The following is a 20,380-nucleotide window of genomic DNA, read 5'->3' on the forward strand; positions in this document are numbered from 1 at the left end:
TTCGCCCAGCGTCCGGACCACGTTCGCGGGGCGTAGGTGAGGTTGTCAGGAGCGGAGGGCGTCAACCGTCGAAGGCCACCGCGGCGTCGGTCCACGCCAAGTCCGACAGCGCGGTCGCTTCGACGGCGCCACCGCCGGATTCCCGACGGCCTTCCGAACAGCGGCATGTGTGCGGGCGAGGAGCCCAGCCGCGCCGTGTACAGGACGGCGACCCGGCGGGCCCCCGAAGGAGCCGGCGCCCCCTGACCTGCTGGCGCACGAAGGCGCCGGCCGGTCCTAGGCCGGAGTTCGACGGCCCCGACGTATGGTGGACGGATGGAGATCCGGGAGTTGCAGTGGTTCGTGGCTCTGGCGGAGTCCGAGCACGTGACCGCCGCGGCCGAGCGGCTGAACATCACCCAGCCCACCCTGTCCCGTGCCATCGCCCGGCTGGAGAAACGGGTGGGCGTGCCGCTTTTCGACCGCCGCCAGAACCGGCTGCGGCTCAACAAGTACGGCGAGGTGTTCCGGGCTCACGTGGTGCGCGCGATCAGCGAGATCGACCGGGCCGAGCAGCGGATCGCCACCCTGGTCGACCCGGACACCGGGACCATCACACTCGGCTTCCTGCACTCGTACGGCACCTGGCTGATCCCCGAACTCCTCGCCGGGTACCGCACGATCGCCCCGGCGACCACCTTCGAGCTGCGCGGGAGCGCGGCGGACGTAGTCGTCGACGGCGTGCGCCGGGGCCGGTTGGACCTCGGGGTGACCAGCCCGCGACCGGTCGGGGACGACCTGCAATGGTCCCCGCTGCGCGACGAGCCGCTGGGTCTGCTCGTCCCGGTCGGCCACCCGCTCGCCTCCCGCAGCCGGGTCGAAACGGCGGAGCTGACGGCGGAGGAGTTCGTGGCACTGCAACCCGAGTACGGGCTGCGCCAGGTGACCGACCGGCTCTGCGAGAGGGCGGGCTTCGCGCCGCGGATCGTACTGGAGTGCACGGAACTCAGCACCCTGCGCACCCTGGTGACGTCCGGGCTCGGGGTGGCCGTGGTGCCGAGCACCGGTGACCTTGCCGCGTACGAGGGCCGTGCCGTCCACGTGCCGCTGGCAGACCCGCAGGCGTACCGGACGATCGGCGTGATCGTTGCGGCCGGGGGGCCGCGTGCCGCGGTGGTGGCCCGGTTCCACGACTACGTGCGGTCGACGGCCCGGCCCCGGGGGTGAGCGGCCTCCGGTCGCCCAGGCACCGGGCACCGGGCACCGGGCGGGATGATGCGCCGCACGCATGGAACCGTCGAAGAGGCGTTATTTCACACCGGGGCGACGCCGTCCGAGCATGGAGGCACGGGCAGCGACCGCACGGGGTGCCGCCCCCGGACGATCCCGGGTCGGCCCTGGCGCCGGCCCGACCGCCGGCACGCTTGCGCCTTCCAGGAGACATGATGGTCCTCGACCCGCGCCACGCCCGCTCGTGGCTGTTCACCCCGGCGGACCGGCCCGAACGGTTCCCGCTCCGAAGCCGTCCCGTCGGAGCGGTCCCGGACGCGGTGATCCTCGACCTGGAGGACGCCGTCGCACCCGGCAGCAAGGACCTCGCCCGGGACAACCTTCTGCGCTGCGGCACGGACCTCCCGGAGGTCTGGGTCCGGGTCAACGACCGTACCGGCGAGCACTGGCGCGCGGACCTGGACGCGGCCGGCCGCCTGCCCGCGCTCGCCGGCGTGGTGTTGCCCAAGGCCGAACACCCGGAGGACATCGCCGCCACGGCGGCCCTGCTGCCCGCCGGCACCCCGGTCGTCGCGCTGGTGGAGACCTCGCTCGGGGTCGAGAACGCCTTCGCCGTCGCCCGCGAGCCCGCCGTCTTCGCGCTGGCCTTCGGCGTCGCCGACTTCCGTCGGGAGACCGGTCTGGGCGACGCTCCCGAGGCCTGGGCCTACCCGCGCACCCGCCTGGTGATCGCCAGCCGGGCGGCCGGGCTGCGCGGCCCTCTCGACGGCCCCGCGATGCAGCTCGACGACCTGGAAGCCGTCCGGGCGGAGGCGGCCCGTGGCCGGGCCGGCGGCTTCACCGGCAAGCTCTGCATCCACCCCGCGCAGATCACCCCGGTCAACGCCGGCTTCGACCCCGACCCCGAACAGCTCGCCTGGGCCCGCCGCGTCCTCGACCGGGCCGACAGCAGCGAGGGCGCGGCTGTGCGGGTGGACGGCGAGATGATCGACCGGCCGCGCCTCGACCTCGCGCGCGCGCTCCTGGCCGCGCAGGACACCGGGTCCTGAGCCCGCTGCTGTGAGAGCCCCCGCAGCCTCCTGTCGCTGCGGCGACCTTTCGTGGCCGGCAGGACCGGTGGAGCCGGGTTCCGCCGTCAGGCGTCCAGGCCCGCCGCCGCTCGGGAGCGGGCGTCCCAGACGGGCCGGACGGTGTCAAAGGTCGGACCGTGGCCCCGGCGGTACACCAGCAGGGTCCGTTCGAACGTGATCACGATGACGCCGTCCTGGTTGAACCCGATCGTGCGGACCTTCACGATCCCGACGTCCGGGCGGCTGCCGGAGGCACGGGCGGAGAGCACCTCCGACTGCGAGTAGAGCGTGTCGCCCTCGAACACCGGATTGGGTAGCCGTACCCGGTCCCAGCCCAGGTTCGCCATCACGTGCTGGGAGACGTCGGTGACGCTCTGCCCGGTGATCAGGGCCAGCGTGAACGTGGAGTCGACCAGCGGCCTGCCCCACACCGTCCCGGCCGAGTAGTGCCGGTCGAAATGGAGGGGCGCGGTGTTCTGCGTCAACAGGGTCAGCCACGCGTTGTCGGTTTCCAGGACGGTCCGCCCCAGGGGGTGCCGGTACACGTCGCCGACCACGAAGTCCTCGAAGTAACGGCCTTGCCAGCCAAGAATTTCGTTCGCCATGCGTCCAGTGTCGGAAGGTCGGCAGAGTCTGTGAAATGACCAAATCCGCCGTCCGCCATGCCCGCCGCGCATCGATCGGGGGCCCGGACCCACCATGCGCCACATGCATGGTCATGACGCCATTTCGTCATTTCACAGTGACCAGCGAGCGGCGGAAAGTGACCCACACCCGATCAGGAACTTTGGAGGGATCCCATGCCCGAGCCGTATCCCGCGCTTGCCGGGCTCGTCGTCGTCTCGCTCGAACAGGCCGTGGCGGCACCGTTCGCGACCCGCCAGCTCGCCGACCTCGGAGCACGCGTCATCAAGGTCGAGAGGCCCGGCAGCGGTGATCTCGCCCGTGGTTACGACCGCACTGTGCGCGGTATGTCCAGCCACTTCATCTGGCTCAACCGAGGCAAGGAAAGCGTCCAGCTCGACGTCCGCTCGCCCGAGGGCAACCGGCATCTGCACGCCCTCGTGGCCCGGGCCGACGTCCTGGTGCAGAACCTGGCCCCGGGCGCCGCCGGCCGCCTGGGCATCGGCCACACCGAACTCGCCGCCCGCCACCCCCGGCTGATCACCTGTGACATATCCGGTTACGGCAGCACCGGCCCGTACCGGGACCGCAAGGCGTACGACCTGCTGGTGCAGAGCGAAGCGGGCCTGCTCTCCATCACCGGCACCCCCGACACCCCCTCGAAGGTGGGCCTGTCCATCGCGGACATCTGCGCCGGCATGTACGCCTACACCGGCGTCCTCACCGCCCTGCTCGACCGCGCCCGGACCGGCCGCGGCACCCGGCTGGAGGTCTCCATGCTGGAAGCGCTCGGCGAATGGATGGGGTACGCCGAGTACTTCACCCGCTACGGCGGCACCGCGCCCGCCCGCACCGGGGCGAGCCACGCCACCATCGCCCCGTACGGGCCGTTTCCCACCGGCGACGGGCAGAGCGTGATGCTCGGCCTCCAGAACGACCACGAGTGGGCGGCGTTCTGCACGACCGTCCTCCGCCGGCCCGACCTCCTCGGCGACGCCCGGTTCACCGGCAACGCCGACCGGGTCCGGCACCGGACGGAGCTGGACGAGATCGTACGGGCCACCACCCTGAGCCTGACCGCCGAAGACCTCCTCGCCCGACTCGACCAAGCCGCGACCGCACACGCGCGGCAACGCACCGTCGAGGAGTTCGGCGACCACGTCCAGCTCCGCGCCCGCGGCCGCTGGGCGCCGTTCGACAGCCCGGTCGGCGAGCTGACCGGCCTGGTCCCACCCGTCACCGTGCACGACCGGACAACCACCCGTCTGCGACCCGTGCCGGCGCTGGGCGAGCACACCGAATCCGTCCTCGCCTGGCTCGCCGAGCCCGCGCAAGAGTCACAGCAGGGAGCAGCGGCATGTCCACTGATCTGATCGGCGTCCTGGTCCTGGTCGCCGTGTTCGTCCTGTCCGCGATGAGCGGCGTCAACATGGGGATCCTCGCCGTCGTCTCAGCGTTCCTCTTCGGCACGGTCTGGCTCGGCCACCCGGCGAAGGAAGTGCTGGCCGGATTCCCGGCCGACATGTTCGTGGTGCTGGTCGCCGTCACCTTCCTGTTCGGCATCGCCCGTACGAACGGTACGGTCGACTGGCTCGTGCACGCCACCGTCCGTGCCGCCGGCAACCGCCACGGAGTGGTGCCGTGGATCATGTTCCTGCTGGCCGCGGCCCTGTGCGCCACCGGCGCGGCTTCCCCGGCCGCGGTCGCGATCCTGGCGCCGATCGGCATCACCTTCGCCGTCCGGCACCGGCTCAGCCCGCTCTACGTCGGACTGATGGCCGTCAACGGCGCAGCCGCCGGCAGCTTCGCACCCACCGGGATCCTCGGCGGCATCGTGAACTCCTCGCTGGAGGCCAACCACCTGCGGGTCGGCGGCGGGGCCCTGTTCGTCGGCACCTTCGCCGTCAACGCGGCCGCCGCCGTCATCACCTGGTTGCTCTTCGGCCGCCGTAGACGCGGCGCCCCGCTCTCCGCCGTGCCCCAGCCGGACGCCATCGTCCCGACGGCGCCGGCCCTGGGCATCGAACAGGCAGCTACCTTGGTGGCGTTGGTCCTCATGGTGGTCGGCACCACCCTGCTCGGACTGGACACCGGCCTGTTCGCACTCACTCTGGCCGCCGTACTCGCGCTGGTGTTCCGCAGTACCGCACAGCGGGCGTCGAAGGAGATCGCCTGGCCGGTGGTGATGCTGGTGTGTGGCATCGTCACCTACATCACGCTGCTCCAACGCCTCGGTCTCGTCGACTCGCTGGGCGAGAAGATCGCCATGGTCGGCGCGCCGCTGGTCGCCGCGCTGCTGATCTGCTACGTCGCCGGAGTCGTGTCGGCCTTCGCCTCCACCACCGGCATCCTGGGCGCGCTGATGCCGCTCGCGGCGCCGTTTCTCGCCTCGGGCTCCATCGCGACCACGGGCATGGTCATCGCGCTGGCTGCCGCGGCCGTGGTCGTCGACGCCAGCCCCTTCTCCACCAACGGCGCTCTGGTGGTCGCCAATTCTCCGGAGGGCATCCGGGCGGAGACATACCGAGGGCTGCTGCGGTGGGGCGCGGGGGTGTGCGCGATCGCGCCGTTCGCCGTCTGGACCGTCTTCGTGGCGATCTGAGGCCTCCCGGCGAACCGCTCCCGGACGGCGCTGGACGCCCGTGGACGGTGGCACGAACGTGTCGGCCCACGCAGCGGAGGAAGCGGGAGCGAGCCCGTCGGGATCCCCGGAGTCTCCGAACGGGGCGGCGCGGCGAGGCGGCCTGGGCCGCCGGGCCGGCCCGGCGGCCGGCTTCTGAGCACAATCAGGAGGTGACCCGCGCACGCGACCGCCGCCCCCTCGGCCGGAGGTCCGGCCGGCCGACACAGGCCCTTCACTCATCCCGTCGCCAACCCTTCGAACGAGCCCCTCAGCGCACTGCTCGGCTCCTCCCCGGTACAGGGCACCTCCTCGAACGCGGAGCCAGTACATGCGCGCACCCGAACGCTCATCCGCTCTTCGGCCCGCCACCCAGCTGTGTAGTCCCCCGCCGAACCCGACGACGGCCAGGAACCACGGGACGCTGACGCGCCTCGCCGGTGCCTGGGCCTGCCATCCCCGGTGTCCTGCCTCGCCCGCCCCCCGTCGGCCACGACACACCTCCCAGCCCGCCAACACGAGGGACGTAGGTCCAGGGCAAGCTGAGCCGGGACCGTGGCGGTGCGCTGCGGGTCACCCGTGCCGGGCGGAGGAGCGATTGCGGTGTCTCATTTCGGCGGGGCGGGCTTGGGCGGGACGGGCTTGGGCGGGACGGTCTTGTCCCAGTTCTCCTTGACGACCTTGCGGGCCTCTTTCAGCTGCGTCGGGGTGGGGAAGGACGGTGGGCCGCCTTCCACGGTGGGCAGCATGGCGGCGAGGTTCTTGTCGAGGGTGCCGTCCTTGGCCATGGCCTCCATCCGGACCGGGCGGGCGAATCCCACGAGCCGCAGGTTCTGGCCCTCGGTGCTGGCGAGGTACTCCTCCCACAGCCGGGCCGCCGCCGGGTGGGGGGCGTCCTCGTTGATCGCCTGCGCGTAGTAGAGGGAGAAACTGCCGTCGAAGGGGATGGATACCCTCCAGTCCACCCCTTGGCCGCGCAGGGCGTCGACGTGCTGGAGGTTGAGGAAGTCCCAGCTGATGGAGATCGAAGTTTCGCCCTTGACGATCGACTCCGGTACGGGGCTGCCGGTGTTGTAGTTGCCCACCCCGGCGAGCCGGCCGAAGAAGTCGATGCCCGGCTTGATGTCGTCGAACGAGCCGCCGTTGGCGAGAGCCGCGGCGTACACGGCGGCGAAGGCCGACCCGGCGGTGTTGGGGCTCGCGCCGTTCATCGCGACCAGACCTTTGTACTCCGGTTTCAGCAGGTCGGCGAAGGAGTCAGGGCAGACCTTGACACGAGCCGCGTCACAGCCGATCGACACATAACCGCCGTAGCTGTTGTACCAGCGGGCCTGGGGGTCCTTCTGGTTCGCCGCGATCTGCCCGTAGGCGGCGACCCGGTAGGGCGTCAGCAGGCCCTCCTCCGCTGCGGACGCGGCGAAGGAGTTACCGAGTTGGAGCACGTCGGGCGCCCGCTCCTGGCCCCGATAACGCTTCACGTCGTCGATCTCGTCCTGACTGCCGCCGTCGGGATTGTCGACGGTGACCTTGATCCCGTACTTCTCCTCGAACCCGTCGATCAGACCGCCGTAGTTCGCCCAGTGGCGCAGCAGTGCGGTGGCGGTCAGAACCCCTTCCTGCTGCGCCGCCCGGATGAGTGCGTCCATGCCGCCGACCTCGGCGGCGGAGGCCGCCACCTTCGGCGCCACCGGAGCGGGCGGGCCCTCACTTCCGCAGGCAGCGCTGCCGACCACGACGAAGGCGAAGCAGAGGGCGAGCACGCGAGTGCGGAATGAAGCCACGACATCTCCAAGAGAGCTGACGGGAGAGGCGGCGGGAGGGCCGGGGCTCGCGGGTTCAGCGTTCTTCGGCACATGGACAAATGCACCGATATCAGGTCCTTCCAGTCTACCGGCCGACCCACGCCTTTCCGGCATAGCGGACAGCGGGTCGCGCACGGTGCGCCTCGGAACCGGACCGGCTTCGGCTGCCGGTTCGCCCGATCGCCGGCCGGACGCGCCGGCGGGGCTCTCGACGTGGTCCGGGGACAAGACCGTCACACCAGCGTCGCAGGGGCCCCTGCACGCCGCAGTGCCCGTGCCCGAACGTGGCTGCTGGCGACGTGACCCGAAGGTAGAGCCCCGAAACCAGCAGCCCGAGACTGGCCTGCAGCGCCCACAGCACCAGCTCATCGCTACCCTTTGGGTCGGACTCCGCTACCTCTCGCCGTAGCGGACAGCGTGCCGCTCTCCTGGTTGCCGCAGGGCCCGGTTTCGGGCATCGGCGCCAGGCGCAGGGTCCGCTCGCGAATCGACCGTTCGGTGGCCGGGTGAGCTTGGCGGGCGTGACCGGCGATCCGTGAGTCCACGGGGGTCACACTGCCGGCGCGTTACCGCGCCGTTGGTGCGGCCGGTCGCAGCGATCCGGCAAGTGCGAGGGTGGCCACCGCGGTGAACGCCGCCACCGCCGCGGCGAGCCTGCGGTCGGCGGCGATCCGGCTGTACCGCACCGGTTCCCCCACCGCAACGTTCACGGTGCCGGGTCAAGAAGGACGAGAGCCGCGCCGGTGCGCGCCGCCGGCAGGGGTCTTCCGGGGACGGGGTTGTTCAGCCGTCGGAGCGGTGGGCCCCGCGGTGCGCGCGGAGCGTCCTGCGGCGGCGCACGAGGAAGAACCCGACCAGCACCGCCGCGCCTCCCGTGGCCAGGATCGCGCCCATCGGGCTGCCGGACGGGTCGGAGGCAATGGGTTTCGCGTCCTCCTGCTGGAGTTCCACCACGGGGGTGTCGTCGACGGGAGAAACCCCGGAGGCCCCTATTGCGAGCCCTTCCGTGGGCGAGGGAGCGGACGGGGTACCGGCCGGGGTGGACGGGGAGACCGAGGCGGACGGGGTAGCGGCCGGGGTGGACGGGGAGGCAGGGGCAGACGGAGAGGCGGCGGGGGCGGACGGGGTACCGGCCCGGGTAGACGGGGAGACGGAGGCGGGGGCGGACGGTGAGGCGGCGCCCGCCCCGGTGGGGGCGGGGCGGGTAGCCCCGCCGGCGGCGGTACCCGCGCCGGTCGTGCCGGCCGCACCGGGCGTGCCCGCGTTCGGTGCGGTGCCGTTCGTGCTGTTGATGGTGATGTCGTCGACGAACAGGAGCACACCGGCTCCTCCGGCCGGGCCGCTCGAGTTCTCCGGGCGCCAGGCGGGGCGGTAGGCGCCGACGCGGAAGTGGGGTGCCTCGCCGCGGTGGTAGTTGTTGGCGCCTTGGTACGAGCCGACCTTCACCCCGTCGCGCATCGCGACGATCGAGCCGGGGCTGCCGGGCGTGGACCAGGTGATGTCGAAGCTCCAGCGGTTCCAGTGGTCCAGGAGCATCGCCCCGAGGGGAAGGATGGTCTCCTGGACCTCGTTGCCGACCATCCAGTGGACCTTCAGCCACCACTGGCCGCTCTCGTGGGCCATCAGGGACACGACGGGTTTGATCTGCGCGGTGTCGCTCTGCATGCTGAACCACTGGGCGACGATGGTGCCGACCGGCTGGTTCCGCCAGTTCTCGGCGGGCAGGTAGTTGGCGAAGGTGAAGCGGTGGCCGCCCGCGTCAAGGTCCTTGATCACCAGTTCGGACTTGAAGGACTTGCCATCGGCGGGGACGTGGACGCGCGCGGCGTTACCCCCCTTACCTCCGGGCGCGGGCCCGACGGCGATCGTACTGGTACCCAGCAGGGCCAGGTAGGGCAGTTTCTGGGACGACTCGAAGTCCCAGGAACGGGAGTCTGCCGCATGGGCCGGCGCGGCGGCCGGCACGGCGAGCACCAGGGCGGCCGTGCCGGCGGCGAGCAGGCGGACGGGGCGGGTGGGAAGGGGAGATGAGTGGTGCACAGACCTGTCCTCGTACGGGGGCTGGGACTTCACCCGTTGATCGGCAGCGGAGCGGACGCTCACGCCGTGGGGGGAGGGTAGGGCGCGGGCCGCCGCGCAGGGGGCTTCCGGGCCGCCAAGGGGCCGGGCCGGGCGCGACAGCAAGAGGCCGGCTCGCGTATACGGGATGCGAACACCGGCCGACGGCGACCTCACACAGAACCCGAGCAGGCCGAGGGACCGGTCGGACCCGCCGGCCGGCGCCGGCCGGCGACGTCCGCGATCCGGCCGGGCGACACGCACGTGCCCGTCGCTCGACGGCGGGCGGCGACAACCGGGCTCGCTCGCATGGGAACTCCTCCTGTGGCGGGTGGTCGGCCGGTCCCCGAAGGCGCACCGTCCCGCACCGGCGCGTGTTCGGGGACCGCCCGCACACGATGAGAGTTCCCCACGACCGAGTCGTCCCCCGGCGTTGTCGTTTCGTTATCAAGACGGCCTCCGGCGAGCGCGCGGGGCCGTCTGCGCGCGGGGCCGTCTGCGCGCAGCGCCTGCGCCGGTACGAGGAGATGCGCGACCTCAGCCGTCACTTTCGGCTCGCGAGCACGGCGCCGGTCCCGACGGAGCGGGACTATCAGGATTCCGGCCCTGTCCCGTAGTCGGCGGCAGCGCTCTGCGGTGATCACTGAAGGAGGATGCGCTGTCGGAGCACGGGGGCCGGCCCGGCCGCGCATCCTCCTCGCGATCTTCTTGGTTCGCGTGTCGACTCCCCCGGTCCGGCCGCCGTGATGCGGGGTGGTGAGTCCGGCGTCGACGGCGCCCCGGTGAGTATCACCACCGGATACGGGACAGAGACGTTCACGATCGACAGACCCCGTCCGGGTCCTCGCGCTCCTTCTTGGCGCTGATGTTCCATCGAGGTGGCACCGGCGTTCAAGCGTGGGCAGCAATGGTCCTTCTACGCTGGTCGAGCCGACCACTGGAGTGGCGCTCGCGCAGCGGCGCGACGTGCGGCAGACCGAGGGGAGAGTGCTCAAAGCCCCTTCGGCGAGCGCCCGGTGGTCCTGAAGCCGCGGTTCCCGAACCGCTGCGGTGCCACACCCGAACCGCAACACCGCTCCGTGCGTCGCCATGACTGCCGCGCGGGGCGCCGAGTCGAAGAGGAGAAGCAATGGTTTCCGGCAAGATGAAGGCGGTGCGCCTTCTGACCTCGGCACTGGCCGCAGCAGGCGTGTTCACCCTGGTAGGGCCGTCCGGCAATGCCTTCGCCGGCAACGTCAGCTGCGAGAGCGGAAATGACTTTCTGAAGATCTGGTCGCACGGTAGCCGCTTCGGCGACGTGAACTGCTTTGCCAACGCCGGCGTCTACAAGGTCGACGGATGGGTCGACCGGGTCTTCACCGGCAACAACGACATCAACATGTACGACTACAACGGCGCCACGGTGAGGGTGAACCGGTGGTACGACATCTCGTATCCGAACAGGCCGCTGCACATCTGGAAGGTTGAGATTCTGTAGCACGCACGTCGCTTGAGGGTACGACGCAACGACACCGGGTCGTGATCGCCAAGGGCAACCGGACGAAGCTCCGCAAGCAGCTCAAGTCCCTTGGGGCGTCCGCCGGTAGGTGGTGGCAGCAGGGCAGGCACGGCTCGCCCGATCATGGCGTTCTCTGCGCTTCATGATCACCGGGGGGTCCGTGCCTGCCTCCCCTCATGCATTCTCGACCCGATCCTCGACCGAATCCTCTCGCCGCTGCCCGTGCGCGAGGACCGGAATCCGCCGGGCCGCCACGACCCACGGATCAGCGGCGGCGTCGACTTCGACCGTTTGGTGCAGGTCCTGGTCCTCGGCTGCGGAGACGGCGGTGGTCGCCGGCGCTCGCTCGTTCGCGGCTTTCGGCGAGTGGTCCGCGAATGCCCCGCAGCAGGCTCCGGCCCGGCCGGGCGCTCGTGTGGCAGGCTCGTTGGGGACACTCGTCACGCCGAGTGCCAGCACGATCCGACGGGTCGTCAACCTGGTCCGCACCGGCGGCCCGGCCAATCCGACCGGCGCTGGTCCTGGCGATGCGGACCAGGTGGCCGTCGATGCCAAGGCCGCCCGTGGCCCACGCAACGGACAGGCGACCGCCGCCCACCCTCCGGCGACGGTCGGACCGCCACCCAGCTGCGGGTCGAACATCTCCATGATCTCTCTGTCAGACTTCGCCAGAGAACCTCTTCGACCGGTTCGCTGATGCTTCGCCACCAAGCCGACCGAAGGGGTCTGCTTCGTCCACCGAAGCGATCAGGAGCACCACAGGCCGGACGGCCATCCACCGCGAATTCCGGGGGCCGTCAGCCGAGACTCGACGGGCCGCACACCTCGACCCCGCCACGGCCGCCGTCAGTTCTTCACGGCGCCGAGAAGTCGCCATGTTCCTGCGTAACTGGCAAGGAAGCCAGAGTGTTTGACCGGTTCGACCACACGGACGCGTCTCCGGGATGATCGCGTGGGGCGGGGATTCTTCCTACCTCACAGCATCATGGCAAGCCGGAACGACACCTGGTTCGTGCTCACTTGCCGTCGCCCGCTCGCTGGCGCTCAATCAGGTCGGCCACGGCAGCCGGGCGAACCAGGTAGGGCGAGTGGCCGGTGTTCCACGTTTCCGTGCGAGAGCAACGCCCGGCGAAGCGGTCCGGAAGCGGCGTCGCGATGGTCCGGTCCTGGCGCCCGCGAAGGTAGATCGACGGGGTGTCCCGCCAACTCACACGGGCAGGTTTGGTGTTGAAGATCGACGGAGGTTCCGGACGCAGCAACTCCACCGCACGCGCGGCCACCGGCTCGTCGACGTCGCCGTAGAGCTTCGCCCGGGCATCACCCGGGTCCAGGGCAAGCCGCCCATCCCCGTCCGGCAGCGCGAGCAGCCCCTCGCCGGGATCGCCAGGGGCCTCCGCGAGCAGTTTGGCCGGGGATTCACCGACGTCGAGAATCCAGCTATTGAGGAAGACCAGAGCGGCAGCACCACGTACCGTCCCGGCGACGACGCCCCCGAAGGAATGCCCCACCACTGCCGGCGGCTCCAACGAGCCCGAGAGGATGGCCTCGACCTTCGCGGTGCTTTCGGCGAGCGACAGCTCGTAGAGGTCCGGCACCTCCACGGACAGATCCCGGGCGCGCAGCAGATCGGCAAGTTCGACATAGTGAGCGGGCTGGTGCCCAGGGCTTCGGCGTAGTCACGTGACGTCCGTTTTGTGATCATGCGAGGCCAAGGAGGGCGAGGGGCCGGGTGGCGTCGCGGGCGTTGCGTCGGAGCGCGGCGGCGATGTTGGTGACGCCGGCGAGTTTCAGGGTGCCGATGGCCAGGTTGCGCCAGGTCGCCATCGCGCGCGGTGCGTTGCCGGTCCGCAGTTGGGAGGCGTCCTCGGCGAAGGTGGTGTCCCGGACGTGGTGCAGGGTCTCGATGCGCCAGTGGTCGCGGATCAGCTTTGCGAGCTGGACCGCGGTGGCCTCCTCGGCGGCCAGGTTGGTGACGGCGTAGACGGTCTTGACGGTGGTCTTGCCGGTCTTGCGGTCAGTGCGGCGGCGCTTGATCTGGATGGCCTGCTGGGCGCTGGGGAACAGCAGATTGTTCACGGTGGCGACCTTGATCCGGCGGATCTCGGAGCGTCCGTGGCCGGTGCTCCTGGTGCGACCCAGGAGCGGGATATGCTTCCAGGGAAGGGACTTGAGCTGCTTGCGGAGGTTCTTCTGGTTGCCCTTGACGATCACGATGTAGTGAGCCTTGCGGTCCAGGAGGTACTCGGCGTGTTCGCGCTGGGTGTGCATCGCGTCGCTCGTGACGACCACCCCGGCGAGGTCGGCGACGGTGTCCAGCAGCGGCTGGAAGCAGGTGATTTCGTTCGTCTTCTCGCCGACGTCGAGCTGGGCCAGGACCAGGCCGGTGGTGTGCTCCAGCGCGGCGAGTAGGTGGATCTTGCGACCAGTGGCCCTGGCGGCTCCACGCAGGCTCTTGCCGTCGACCGCCAGCCCGCGCAGGTCGGCACTCGTGGCTGTCGTCGGCCGACGGTCCGCGAGCCAGCGACCGACGGCCCGGTCCAACGCGTCGCCGTCGATGCGGGCCAGCAGCCGGCGGACCGTGGTCTCGGCGGGCAGGAGGCGCTGGGGCAGCAGCGGGTCGGGACGGATGCCGAGCTGTTCCAGCACGTGCGTCGGTGCATCGCCGATCCACTCGCCGACCGCCAGCAGTGAGGTGGCCCCGGCCAGAACCGCGCACGCGGTCAGCGCGAGGACGACGGCCAGGGTGTGGCGCACTCCGCGCGGGTCACGCGGGTCCGGTACCTCCGCCAGTCGCTCCAGCAGCCCCGGGACCTCTTCCGGCGTGGCCCGGGGGTGCTCGCGGAGCTGGTCAAGAGCAGGCGGGATCAGGGATGATGCGTCGGCAGGCACGGTCTTCCAGTCGGATCACGGGCGTCGAGAACTCCATGATCTTGGAAGCTCGTGCCTGTTGCGCTCCCTGACCCCCTCAAGCTGACAGGCCGTCACGACCCGGACGCCGCGCGACTACGCCGAAGCCCTGTCCTATGACCCAACCAGCCCATCAGATCGAGAAGTTATTAATCGTCAGTTCACTGGGCCCGTGCTGCGCCCAACTCGCATGCCATGACAGCAGATTGGGCGCTCATGACAGCCATGATCCACAACATCGCCGGGGCAGGAATAGAGGGGGGGTGAGACTCGCATGAGAATTAACTGGATCGCACTGTCGGCTCGTCTAGGATCTAAAGCCACTGCATGATACATCGCACACGAAAGGAAAATAGTATGGCCATTTCCGATGTGGAGCAGCTGGCTCGCGACCTGGCCTCGACCGGGGCGGTGAACCTCGACACGAAGATCGGCGACATCCTCAAGATCAACGGTGTCGGCGCCATCGACAACGGCGCGAAGGTTGCGAGCGGCGCCGTGGCCTGGGACGGCTACGTGGTCGTCTACAAGGGCCTGCCCGCCGGGCTTAACGAACTGCAGAACGTCAGCCAGCCCGGCGCGCTCAACGCCTGACGGACCGGTGTCCCCGGCCGCGCCATCCACTCCGGAAACCCGACGGGCGACCGGGCCGGGTGGCGCGGCCCCCGCCGGGTCGGAGGAGCGTTCCGCAGCTCCGTCCCGTCCGCCCCTCTGCCCGTCCGCCGCATTTTCGAAAGGCCGAGTGATTATCGATGCGCTTCGCCGTCGCCGACTCGCCCGCCATGACCGTGGAGGCATTGCTGGAGCTATTGGACGACGTCCAACCGAGGCATTTCGTGGACTATGGCTGCGGGTACGGTGAAGTCCTCCTCAGCGTGGCGCGGCGATTTCCCGGTCTTCCATGTGTCGGTATCGAACTCGACCCCGTTGTCGCGGCGGAATCGGCCCGCCGGATCGACGGGGAGCGGCTCGGCAACGCGTCCGTGCGCCTGGGCGACGTCTTCGAGCATCTCGATGCCGCCGAGGATCTCGCGTACCTCTACCTCGGCGGTGCCCTGAACCAGCGGCTGGGGAACGGCCTGATGGAGAAGGGATCGTGCCGCCGGGTGGTGACCGCCCGGTACCCGGTCATCGGCACGGTGGCCTCGGCCAGGATTCCTTCCGGTGCCTCGCCGCTCTACGTCTACGACCGAGCTTCCGGGCACGGCCTGGTCGAGTGGGACTCGTTCGCGACGTACCTGGAGCTTCCCGTCGGCGCGTCCTACCTGTTGGGCCGGGCCCTGCGGGTCACTGTCGCCTCCGCGCTCGAACTGTCCGTCCGTCTCCCCGGGCGGCGGCAGGTCGCGGTCAGGGGTTTCGAGTTCGGCCTCGTCCCGGCCCGTCCGGGCGTGCCCGTGATCTGCGACGTCCTGCTCGAGTGCGACGAGGATGGCGGGCCCGGACCCGCCATCCTCGAACTGGTGGTCACCGCCTCCGGCGGGCCCCTGTCACCGACCCACACCGTGGTCGTGGTCCCCACCCGTCGAAGCTCGCCGCTGGAGCGTCCAATCGCGGACGCGGCCGAGCTGTCGCGGGTGCTGGCCGACTGCGCCGGACAGAGTTGAGACCCCGATGATCAGCACAGACGTGAGCACCTTCGCGACCACCTCCGCGACCGGCCCCGCGCAAACCTGCACGGACCGGCTCCGCGAACGCATCAGGACCTGCCTCGACTGGGGCACCCGGGCCCTCACCATCGGCCACGGCGCGGCACCGCTGTGGGAGACCGACGAGGCGGAAGTCATCCAGCCCTTCGAGAAGATGCTGATCGAAGCCGCGCTGTTCGCCTTGATCGCCCACCGGGCCGTCGGTGACGACCCGGCCCTGTCCAGACTGCTCGACGCAATCACCGACTGCACCGATTCACTCGACCACATCTACGAACTCGTGCGCTGGCAGCCGTACTTGTGGTCGTCTGCTGGCGCGATCTGGGTCATCCTCGACCGGTTCGGCCGGGGGGACGCGGCGAAGCGGGCCCGCCTGCGCACGCTGTGGTGCGAGGAGCAGATCCCGCACCCTCGCGAGCGTGTTCCCTACCGGCTACTCGACCAGGCATGGGTGCGCACGATCGCCGAGGGAAAGCGCGATCCGCGACTCTCCTCCGCGGGGCTGCGGTCGTGCACGTCCTTCGAGAACGTCCGGGGCGCGCTGTTCATGGCTACCGGCGACCTCTACGCGCTGACCCACACCGCCATGTACGTCACCGACTTCGGCCGCGCCGGCCGGGTGTCCGCCGACCAGGAGTGGATCGACGCCCTCTGCGCCTGCAGGCTGCTGCTGAACGATCTCGACCTCGCCGGGGAACTCGCGCTGACCGACGCGCTGACCAGCGACCGGCCCCGGGAGGGGACCCTGACCGCACTGGCCGCCCTGAGCTCGATCTTCGACCGGCTGGGCTTCGTCCCCTCTCCGACGTTCCGAGACGCGGAGCACCGCAGGGCCCCCGATCCGACTAACTACCTTCTCTTCCACAGCTACCACAGCACCTTCGTCTACGGACTTCTCTGCTCGGTGCTGGCCGTCACCGGCGGCGACCGCGGCGACGTCGCCCGGATCATGTCGAAGCCCAAGGAACTACGCTTCCCCGAGGAATGGTGCGGGCGGCGTGCTGGCGAGACGCACCTGAGCAGCCAGGTCGCGCACACCTTCAACGCCTGGGCGGGCATCACCGCCGCCCGGGGGGTCGACCTGGATCACGACGCCCTGCTGCGCGTCGTGATCGACAGCTACCTGATCACCGCGGCATCGGAGGAGCGCACCGAGGATCTGCTGTCCCTGCTCGGCATGCGCGCCGTCGCCGGACCGAGCGTGGTGGACCATGAGACGCGGCGTCTGCTCGTGCGGCGGGCTCGCCTCGGTGGCGACGACTCGCTCGCCGCGCTCCTGACCCCGCAGGAGGTGCCGTGGACGTCCGCCCGCTGACACCGGTCCTGGGCGCGGAGATCCACGGCGCCACCGTCCCCGAGCTGATCGGCCGGGACGGCCGCGAGGTGCTCCGCACACTGCTGCTGACCCACGGCGTCCTGGTCCTCCGGGGCCAGGACACCCTCGATCGGGCCCGTCACGAGGCGCTGGGGCGGCAGTTCGGCGCGCTGGAGATCTTCCCCGGCCACGATCCGGACCGGCCCTGCATCGCCCGGATCGAGCACGGCGCCGACGCCCCGCCGACCGAGAACATCTGGCACAGCGACATGAGCTTCCGCCCCGAACCGCCGATGGGGGCTGTCCTCCGCGCTGTGACCGTCCCGGCGAGCGGTGGCGACACGCTCTTCGCCGACATGCGCGAGGTCTGGCGCCGGCTCCCGCCGGACCTTCGCGACGTGCTCCGGCCCGTGCGCGCCGAGCACTCCATCGCCAAATTCGCCCCCGCCGCGCTCCGAGACGCGCTGCTCGCCGCGGCGCCGCCGCTCGCGCACCCGGTCCTGCGTGTCCATCCCGAGACCGGCGAGGAGATCCTGTACGTCAACCAGGCGTACACAACGCGCGCGCTCGGCCTGTCGCCGGCCCGGAGCGCCGAACTACTCGACTTCCTCCTGCGCGGGGTCACGGTGCCCGAGGTGCAGTGCCGGATCCGGTGGCAGCCCGGCACCGTTGTGCTCTGGGACAACAGGTCTCTCCAGCACTACGCTGTCGGCGACTACCTGCCCGCCCGGAGGGTGATGGAGCGGGTGAGCATCGCCGGCGACGCACCGCTCGGCGCATCCGGGACCCCGCTTCCCGCCGGAAGCCTCCAGCCGGTCTGACCCCACCCGTGGAACATCCGGCCCGCACTGGGGCGGGCCGGACGTCTGGCTGACGGCAACTCACCCACGTTCGGGGATTGGTACGGTGGGCGTCGCGCCGCCCCGGCCGGTGTCCGTCGGGACCGGTCCGCCCGGCAGTGGTCGTCCGGTGCCGTCCGCGGCCTTCAGCAGGAGTTCCGCCAGCCGGTCCGGCACGACGACCATGCAGTCGTGGCCCCTCTTGGAAGCGGTGCCTGCCACGTTTCCGGGGGCCTCGTCGAGCTGGCAGACCATCACGAATCGGGCACCTTGCGACTACGCCGAAACCCTGGGCTGGTGCCAAGCTCCGTGAAGGATGATCACGTCAGTCATTTGTGCACATTACCACCTATTACCCGGCCGACGTCATGTACTGAACACTCGTCACACGGCGACGCCGCCGGCTTGTTGAGCCTCCTCCGGTAGATGGGGCGCACACGCGGGCGAGAGGACGGAGTCCTGACGTTCGAGGCGACGCTCCCAGCGGACGGCGAGACGCTTGAACTGGTGGAGCAGGGCGAGGGGCCAGGTGGTCCCGGCGAGCAACACGAGCAACACGCTTGGCAGGCACAGCCGGCCCGGTCCACCCGCCGATGCCCCGGAGGCCGCTCCGGCCACGGCGGTAACACCGGCTCGTTCAGCGCCCACGAGTCGTCATCGATCGCCCACGGTGCACTCACGCCACACCAGCGGGCCAATCCCAGTCGCTGCGGCACCCGACGCACTGTCAGTCCGGATTCTCCCCGGGATTGGCGACGAGCCTTCTCGGCGGGTCCAGAGGGAGATCGATCTCCTTGGCGCTGAAGCCTCGCAACGCCTGATCGTCGGTTTCGAACAACGCCGAGTACACCCGTGTCTGCTTTGCCAGTCCGGTCCCGGTCGGCGAGATCAGGCCGACCCGTCGATCATGCTGCTGCCGGGCGGCCGTGCGCGGGACGAGGCCGCCGCGATCCTTCCGAGCGAGCAGCCGGGCCATGGACGGCCGCTCGATCCGGGCCTCCGAGATTGGACATCATTCCATTTCCGTCAATGAATCCATGCCGAGTTCGCCATTGCGGCGGCGCTGCGGCCCTTTGCAGGATGGGTATGCATAGAAAGCAAGACCGACGGGGCCTTCGTGACCGTCATTACCGCGTCCGCCGGGAACCTCGGCCGTCACCTATTCACCCCACTTCCCAGAATCATTGAGTCCGCCGCCGCGGTCAATGAGATGCTGCGCGTGATCGTACACAACCCGCTCGCACCCAGAACCACTTCCTCGGGCACCAAGCTCCTCAGCATCAAGCCGTCCAGCAAACAGGGCAGGCTCCAGCGGAAGACGACTCCCGGGCTGGCATACCGTCATTTTGGCGCTGCCGCACCGAACATGCTCTGGTCCGGTGACGTGACCGAGATCGAAACCGGTGGAGGAAGGCTACACCTGGCCACGGTCATCGACCTCTTCTCGCGATGCCTGCTCGCCTACGGGACGGCGCCACAACGCCGTCCTGGCCAGTGTCTCGCTCACGATGGCCGGCCAAGGTCGCATGACGAAGAATTCCACAGTTTCGGGGACCAACGCGACATTCCAGATCCTGTTACGAGATCCGAGGAGAGCAAGGATTCATGACCGCGACCGACAAGCTCGAAAAGGCAGCGGAGTTCGCTGTTCACATCACCGCCTCGACGACCCCGGAGGATGGATTTGACATCTTTCGGTGCGGCGGGGAGGAGCAGACGGCTACGGCACCTCCGGCTCCCGTCTTCGTTCCGGGCCACAACGGGGAATATGAAATCAGCACTTGCGCCGTCACGGTGCTCAGCGCGGTCATCGCCGATGTGCTCAGCACGTCACTCCTGGGGACTTTACGCGGTGTGCCCTTTTGCGAGGAGAGCCGGGTGATGGTGCATGTGGTGCGGCGCACCGCCTTGTCTGACCGGCGCAGCGTCGGCCAGACGAAGGTCTCGGCGAGGAGGTTGCCGGTGCACCGCAGCGGCGCGCCCACCCACGAGGCAGCGCGCGACCCCGCAGCAAGCGTGCTCATCCTGCCGGCCTCGTCGGTCGATCCGCTCAGGGGCGATCGGCTCAGGGGCGATCGGCTGATCACCGGATCGGCCGACGCCCTGGAGCGGTGGATGCTCCTCGCCCATGTCCGGACGATCGACGAGACGCTCACCGATCCGGCCGGGTCGCATGCCGGTCGCAACACGCTGACCGACCCGGGCGGCGGAGTGGTGGCCGGGCAGCCCGACGACTCCGAGCCGCGGTTGGCATCCGTCCTGGTGCGCGCGGTGAAGAACGTCATCGATCGCCGGTTGACCGACCCCGACCTCTCCCCGGCGACACTGGCCCGTACTCTCAACATCTCCGTACGCACCCTGCACCGGGCATTCGCGACCGCCGCTGCGGACCATTCGGCCGTCAAGGTCGGGACCGTCGCTGGTAGGGCCGAGACGGTCGCCGGATACATCCGCGGCCGGCGGCTCGAACAGGCACGGTTCGCCCTGAGTGCCCGGGCCGGGCGGCCCAGCGTCGCAGAGGTCGCAGCCCGCTGGCAGTTCGCCGACAGTAGCCACTTCATCCGAACCTTCAAGAGCCGGTACGGTCAGACTCCGGCCGCATATGCTCGCGACTGTGACCACGCTGAGCCTCCCGGGGAGTGACCGAGCCTTCTCAGTGGACGTTAAGTCCGTTTCTGGTAGCGGCCTCGTCCGGGTTGGGTGAGGAAGCCTTGGCGAGTGAGGCGTCCGAGGCGGCTGCGGGTGATGTTGACGGACGCCTCGTCGGTGGGCATGCCGAGGAGTTCGTGCAG

At 70.1% G+C, this 20,380-nt stretch carries 19 protein-coding genes and 2 pseudogenes; 12 read left to right on the forward strand and 9 right to left on the reverse strand.

The window, feature by feature from the left end; all coding sequences use genetic code 11:
- Positions 1-315: 315 nt before the first annotated feature.
- On the forward strand, positions 316-1,206 hold the full coding sequence (locus PUR56_RS08540) for a LysR family transcriptional regulator (RefSeq protein WP_329878752.1): 891 nt from the start codon (positions 316-318) through the stop codon (positions 1,204-1,206).
- Between the two features lie 215 nt (positions 1,207-1,421).
- Positions 1,422-2,258 (forward strand): HpcH/HpaI aldolase/citrate lyase family protein, encoded by an 837-nt coding sequence (locus tag PUR56_RS08545; RefSeq protein ID WP_329948435.1) that lies wholly within the window; start codon positions 1,422-1,424, stop codon positions 2,256-2,258.
- An 86-nt stretch (positions 2,259-2,344) separates the two neighbouring features.
- Here the strand turns inward: PUR56_RS08545 and PUR56_RS08550 are convergent, their stop codons facing one another.
- The gene (locus tag PUR56_RS08550) at positions 2,345-2,884 is read right to left on the reverse strand and encodes a MaoC family dehydratase (RefSeq protein ID WP_329878756.1); all 540 of its coding nucleotides are present in this window, start codon (positions 2,882-2,884) and stop codon (positions 2,345-2,347) included.
- 195 nt (positions 2,885-3,079) lie between these two features.
- Here PUR56_RS08550 and PUR56_RS08555 point away from each other — a divergent pair, with 195 nt between their 5' ends.
- Together PUR56_RS08555 and PUR56_RS08560 are read left to right on the forward strand one after the other, a co-directional pair.
- On the forward strand, positions 3,080-4,276 hold the full coding sequence (locus tag PUR56_RS08555; RefSeq protein ID WP_329948436.1) for a CaiB/BaiF CoA transferase family protein: 1,197 nt from the start codon (positions 3,080-3,082) through the stop codon (positions 4,274-4,276).
- Positions 4,261-5,505, forward strand: a complete 1,245-nt coding sequence (locus PUR56_RS08560) for an SLC13 family permease (RefSeq protein ID WP_329878760.1) — start codon at positions 4,261-4,263, stop codon at positions 5,503-5,505. The genes PUR56_RS08555 and PUR56_RS08560 overlap by 16 nt, the downstream gene beginning before the upstream one ends.
- Positions 5,506-6,131: 626 nt before the next feature.
- On the opposite strand, the gene PUR56_RS08565 is transcribed toward PUR56_RS08560, so the two are convergent.
- The 3 genes from PUR56_RS08565 to PUR56_RS08575 all read right to left on the reverse strand — a co-directional run bounded on the left by PUR56_RS08565 (position 6,132) and on the right by PUR56_RS08575 (position 9,398).
- Positions 6,132-7,304 carry an extracellular solute-binding protein gene (locus tag PUR56_RS08565; RefSeq protein ID WP_443034461.1) on the reverse strand — a complete coding sequence of 391 codons (1,173 nt, stop codon included), beginning with the start codon at positions 7,302-7,304 and terminating at the stop codon, positions 6,132-6,134.
- A gap of 587 nt (positions 7,305-7,891) precedes the next feature.
- Positions 7,892-8,035: a hypothetical protein gene (locus PUR56_RS08570; RefSeq protein ID WP_329878762.1), complete on the reverse strand. Its 144-nt coding sequence runs from the start codon at positions 8,033-8,035 to the stop codon at positions 7,892-7,894.
- A gap of 73 nt (positions 8,036-8,108) precedes the next feature.
- A complete protein-coding gene (locus PUR56_RS08575) occupies positions 8,109-9,398 on the reverse strand; it encodes a heparin lyase I family protein (protein ID WP_329878764.1) in 1,290 nt (429 codons plus the stop codon).
- Positions 9,399-10,512: 1,114 nt separating this feature from the next.
- On the opposite strand from PUR56_RS08575, the gene PUR56_RS08580 reads away from it, so the two are divergent.
- Both PUR56_RS08580 and PUR56_RS08585 read left to right on the forward strand, forming a co-directional pair.
- Positions 10,513-10,860, forward strand: coding sequence for a beta/gamma crystallin domain-containing protein (locus tag PUR56_RS08580; protein ID WP_329878766.1), 348 nt, complete (start codon positions 10,513-10,515; stop codon positions 10,858-10,860).
- 144 nt (positions 10,861-11,004) lie between these two features.
- Positions 11,005-11,202 (forward strand): annotated as a pseudogene (locus PUR56_RS08585) (hypothetical protein); the annotation flags it as partial.
- Positions 11,203-11,897: 695 nt separating this feature from the next.
- Here PUR56_RS08585 and PUR56_RS08590 read toward each other — a convergent pair.
- Both PUR56_RS08590 and PUR56_RS08595 read right to left on the reverse strand, forming a co-directional pair.
- Positions 11,898-12,527 (reverse strand): annotated as a pseudogene (locus tag PUR56_RS08590) (alpha/beta hydrolase); the annotation flags it as partial.
- Positions 12,528-12,579: 52 nt separating this feature from the next.
- Positions 12,580-13,770, reverse strand: a complete 1,191-nt coding sequence (locus tag PUR56_RS08595) for an ISAs1 family transposase (RefSeq protein ID WP_329948437.1) — start codon at positions 13,768-13,770, stop codon at positions 12,580-12,582.
- Between the two features lie 375 nt (positions 13,771-14,145).
- On the opposite strand from PUR56_RS08595, the gene PUR56_RS08600 reads away from it, so the two are divergent.
- The 4 genes from PUR56_RS08600 to PUR56_RS08615 all read left to right on the forward strand — a co-directional run bounded on the left by PUR56_RS08600 (position 14,146) and on the right by PUR56_RS08615 (position 17,570).
- A complete protein-coding gene (locus tag PUR56_RS08600; protein ID WP_329878770.1) occupies positions 14,146-14,382 on the forward strand; it encodes a hypothetical protein in 237 nt (78 codons plus the stop codon).
- Positions 14,383-14,540: 158 nt separating this feature from the next.
- On the forward strand, positions 14,541-15,392 hold the full coding sequence (locus tag PUR56_RS08605; protein ID WP_329878772.1) for a class I SAM-dependent methyltransferase: 852 nt from the start codon (positions 14,541-14,543) through the stop codon (positions 15,390-15,392).
- A gap of 7 nt (positions 15,393-15,399) precedes the next feature.
- On the forward strand, positions 15,400-16,749 hold the full coding sequence (locus PUR56_RS08610) for a DUF6895 family protein (RefSeq protein ID WP_329878774.1): 1,350 nt from the start codon (positions 15,400-15,402) through the stop codon (positions 16,747-16,749).
- On the forward strand, positions 16,731-17,570 hold the full coding sequence (locus PUR56_RS08615; protein WP_329948438.1) for a TauD/TfdA dioxygenase family protein: 840 nt from the start codon (positions 16,731-16,733) through the stop codon (positions 17,568-17,570). The genes PUR56_RS08610 and PUR56_RS08615 overlap by 19 nt, the downstream gene beginning before the upstream one ends.
- A gap of 60 nt (positions 17,571-17,630) precedes the next feature.
- On the opposite strand, the gene PUR56_RS08620 is transcribed toward PUR56_RS08615, so the two are convergent.
- From PUR56_RS08620 to PUR56_RS08630, 3 genes are all read right to left on the reverse strand, one after another.
- Entirely contained in the window at positions 17,631-17,846 is a 216-nt protein-coding gene (locus PUR56_RS08620) for a hypothetical protein (RefSeq protein WP_329948439.1), read from the reverse strand.
- A 126-nt stretch (positions 17,847-17,972) separates the two neighbouring features.
- Positions 17,973-18,146, reverse strand: coding sequence for a hypothetical protein (locus tag PUR56_RS08625; protein ID WP_329948440.1), 174 nt, complete (start codon positions 18,144-18,146; stop codon positions 17,973-17,975).
- A gap of 169 nt (positions 18,147-18,315) precedes the next feature.
- A complete protein-coding gene (locus PUR56_RS08630; RefSeq protein WP_329948441.1) occupies positions 18,316-18,564 on the reverse strand; it encodes a hypothetical protein in 249 nt (82 codons plus the stop codon).
- 141 nt (positions 18,565-18,705) lie between these two features.
- Here PUR56_RS08630 and PUR56_RS43335 point away from each other — a divergent pair, with 141 nt between their 5' ends.
- Together PUR56_RS43335 and PUR56_RS08640 are read left to right on the forward strand one after the other, a co-directional pair.
- Entirely contained in the window at positions 18,706-19,197 is a 492-nt protein-coding gene (locus PUR56_RS43335; RefSeq protein WP_443034462.1) for a DDE-type integrase/transposase/recombinase, read from the forward strand.
- The gene (locus PUR56_RS08640) at positions 19,194-20,231 is read left to right on the forward strand and encodes a helix-turn-helix domain-containing protein (protein ID WP_329878782.1); all 1,038 of its coding nucleotides are present in this window, start codon (positions 19,194-19,196) and stop codon (positions 20,229-20,231) included. The genes PUR56_RS43335 and PUR56_RS08640 overlap by 4 nt, the downstream gene beginning before the upstream one ends.
- Positions 20,232-20,380 lie beyond the last annotated feature (149 nt).

The sequence above is a fragment of the Streptomyces sp. BE303 genome (assembly GCF_036290945.1).
Classification (GTDB): domain Bacteria; phylum Actinomycetota; class Actinomycetes; order Streptomycetales; family Streptomycetaceae; genus Kitasatospora.

Bases quoted from the DNA above. Each gene is read 5' to 3' on its own strand.
- PUR56_RS08540 (WP_329878752.1), top strand. From the start codon at position 316: ATGGAGATCCGGGAGTTGCAGTGGTTCGTGGCTCTGGCGGAGTCCGAG.
- PUR56_RS08545 (WP_329948435.1), top strand. From the start codon at position 1,422: ATGATGGTCCTCGACCCGCGCCACGCCCGCTCGTGGCTGTTCACCCCG.
- PUR56_RS08550 (WP_329878756.1), bottom strand. From the start codon at position 2,884: ATGGCGAACGAAATTCTTGGCTGGCAAGGCCGTTACTTCGAGGACTTC.
- PUR56_RS08555 (WP_329948436.1), top strand. From the start codon at position 3,080: ATGCCCGAGCCGTATCCCGCGCTTGCCGGGCTCGTCGTCGTCTCGCTC.
- PUR56_RS08560 (WP_329878760.1), top strand. From the start codon at position 4,261: ATGTCCACTGATCTGATCGGCGTCCTGGTCCTGGTCGCCGTGTTCGTC.
- PUR56_RS08580 (WP_329878766.1), top strand. From the start codon at position 10,513: ATGGTTTCCGGCAAGATGAAGGCGGTGCGCCTTCTGACCTCGGCACTG.
- PUR56_RS08600 (WP_329878770.1), top strand. From the start codon at position 14,146: ATGGCCATTTCCGATGTGGAGCAGCTGGCTCGCGACCTGGCCTCGACC.
- PUR56_RS08605 (WP_329878772.1), top strand. From the start codon at position 14,541: ATGCGCTTCGCCGTCGCCGACTCGCCCGCCATGACCGTGGAGGCATTG.
- PUR56_RS08610 (WP_329878774.1), top strand. From the start codon at position 15,400: ATGATCAGCACAGACGTGAGCACCTTCGCGACCACCTCCGCGACCGGC.
- PUR56_RS08630 (WP_329948441.1), bottom strand. From the start codon at position 18,564: ATGGCCCGGCTGCTCGCTCGGAAGGATCGCGGCGGCCTCGTCCCGCGC.
- PUR56_RS08640 (WP_329878782.1), top strand. From the start codon at position 19,194: ATGACCGCGACCGACAAGCTCGAAAAGGCAGCGGAGTTCGCTGTTCAC.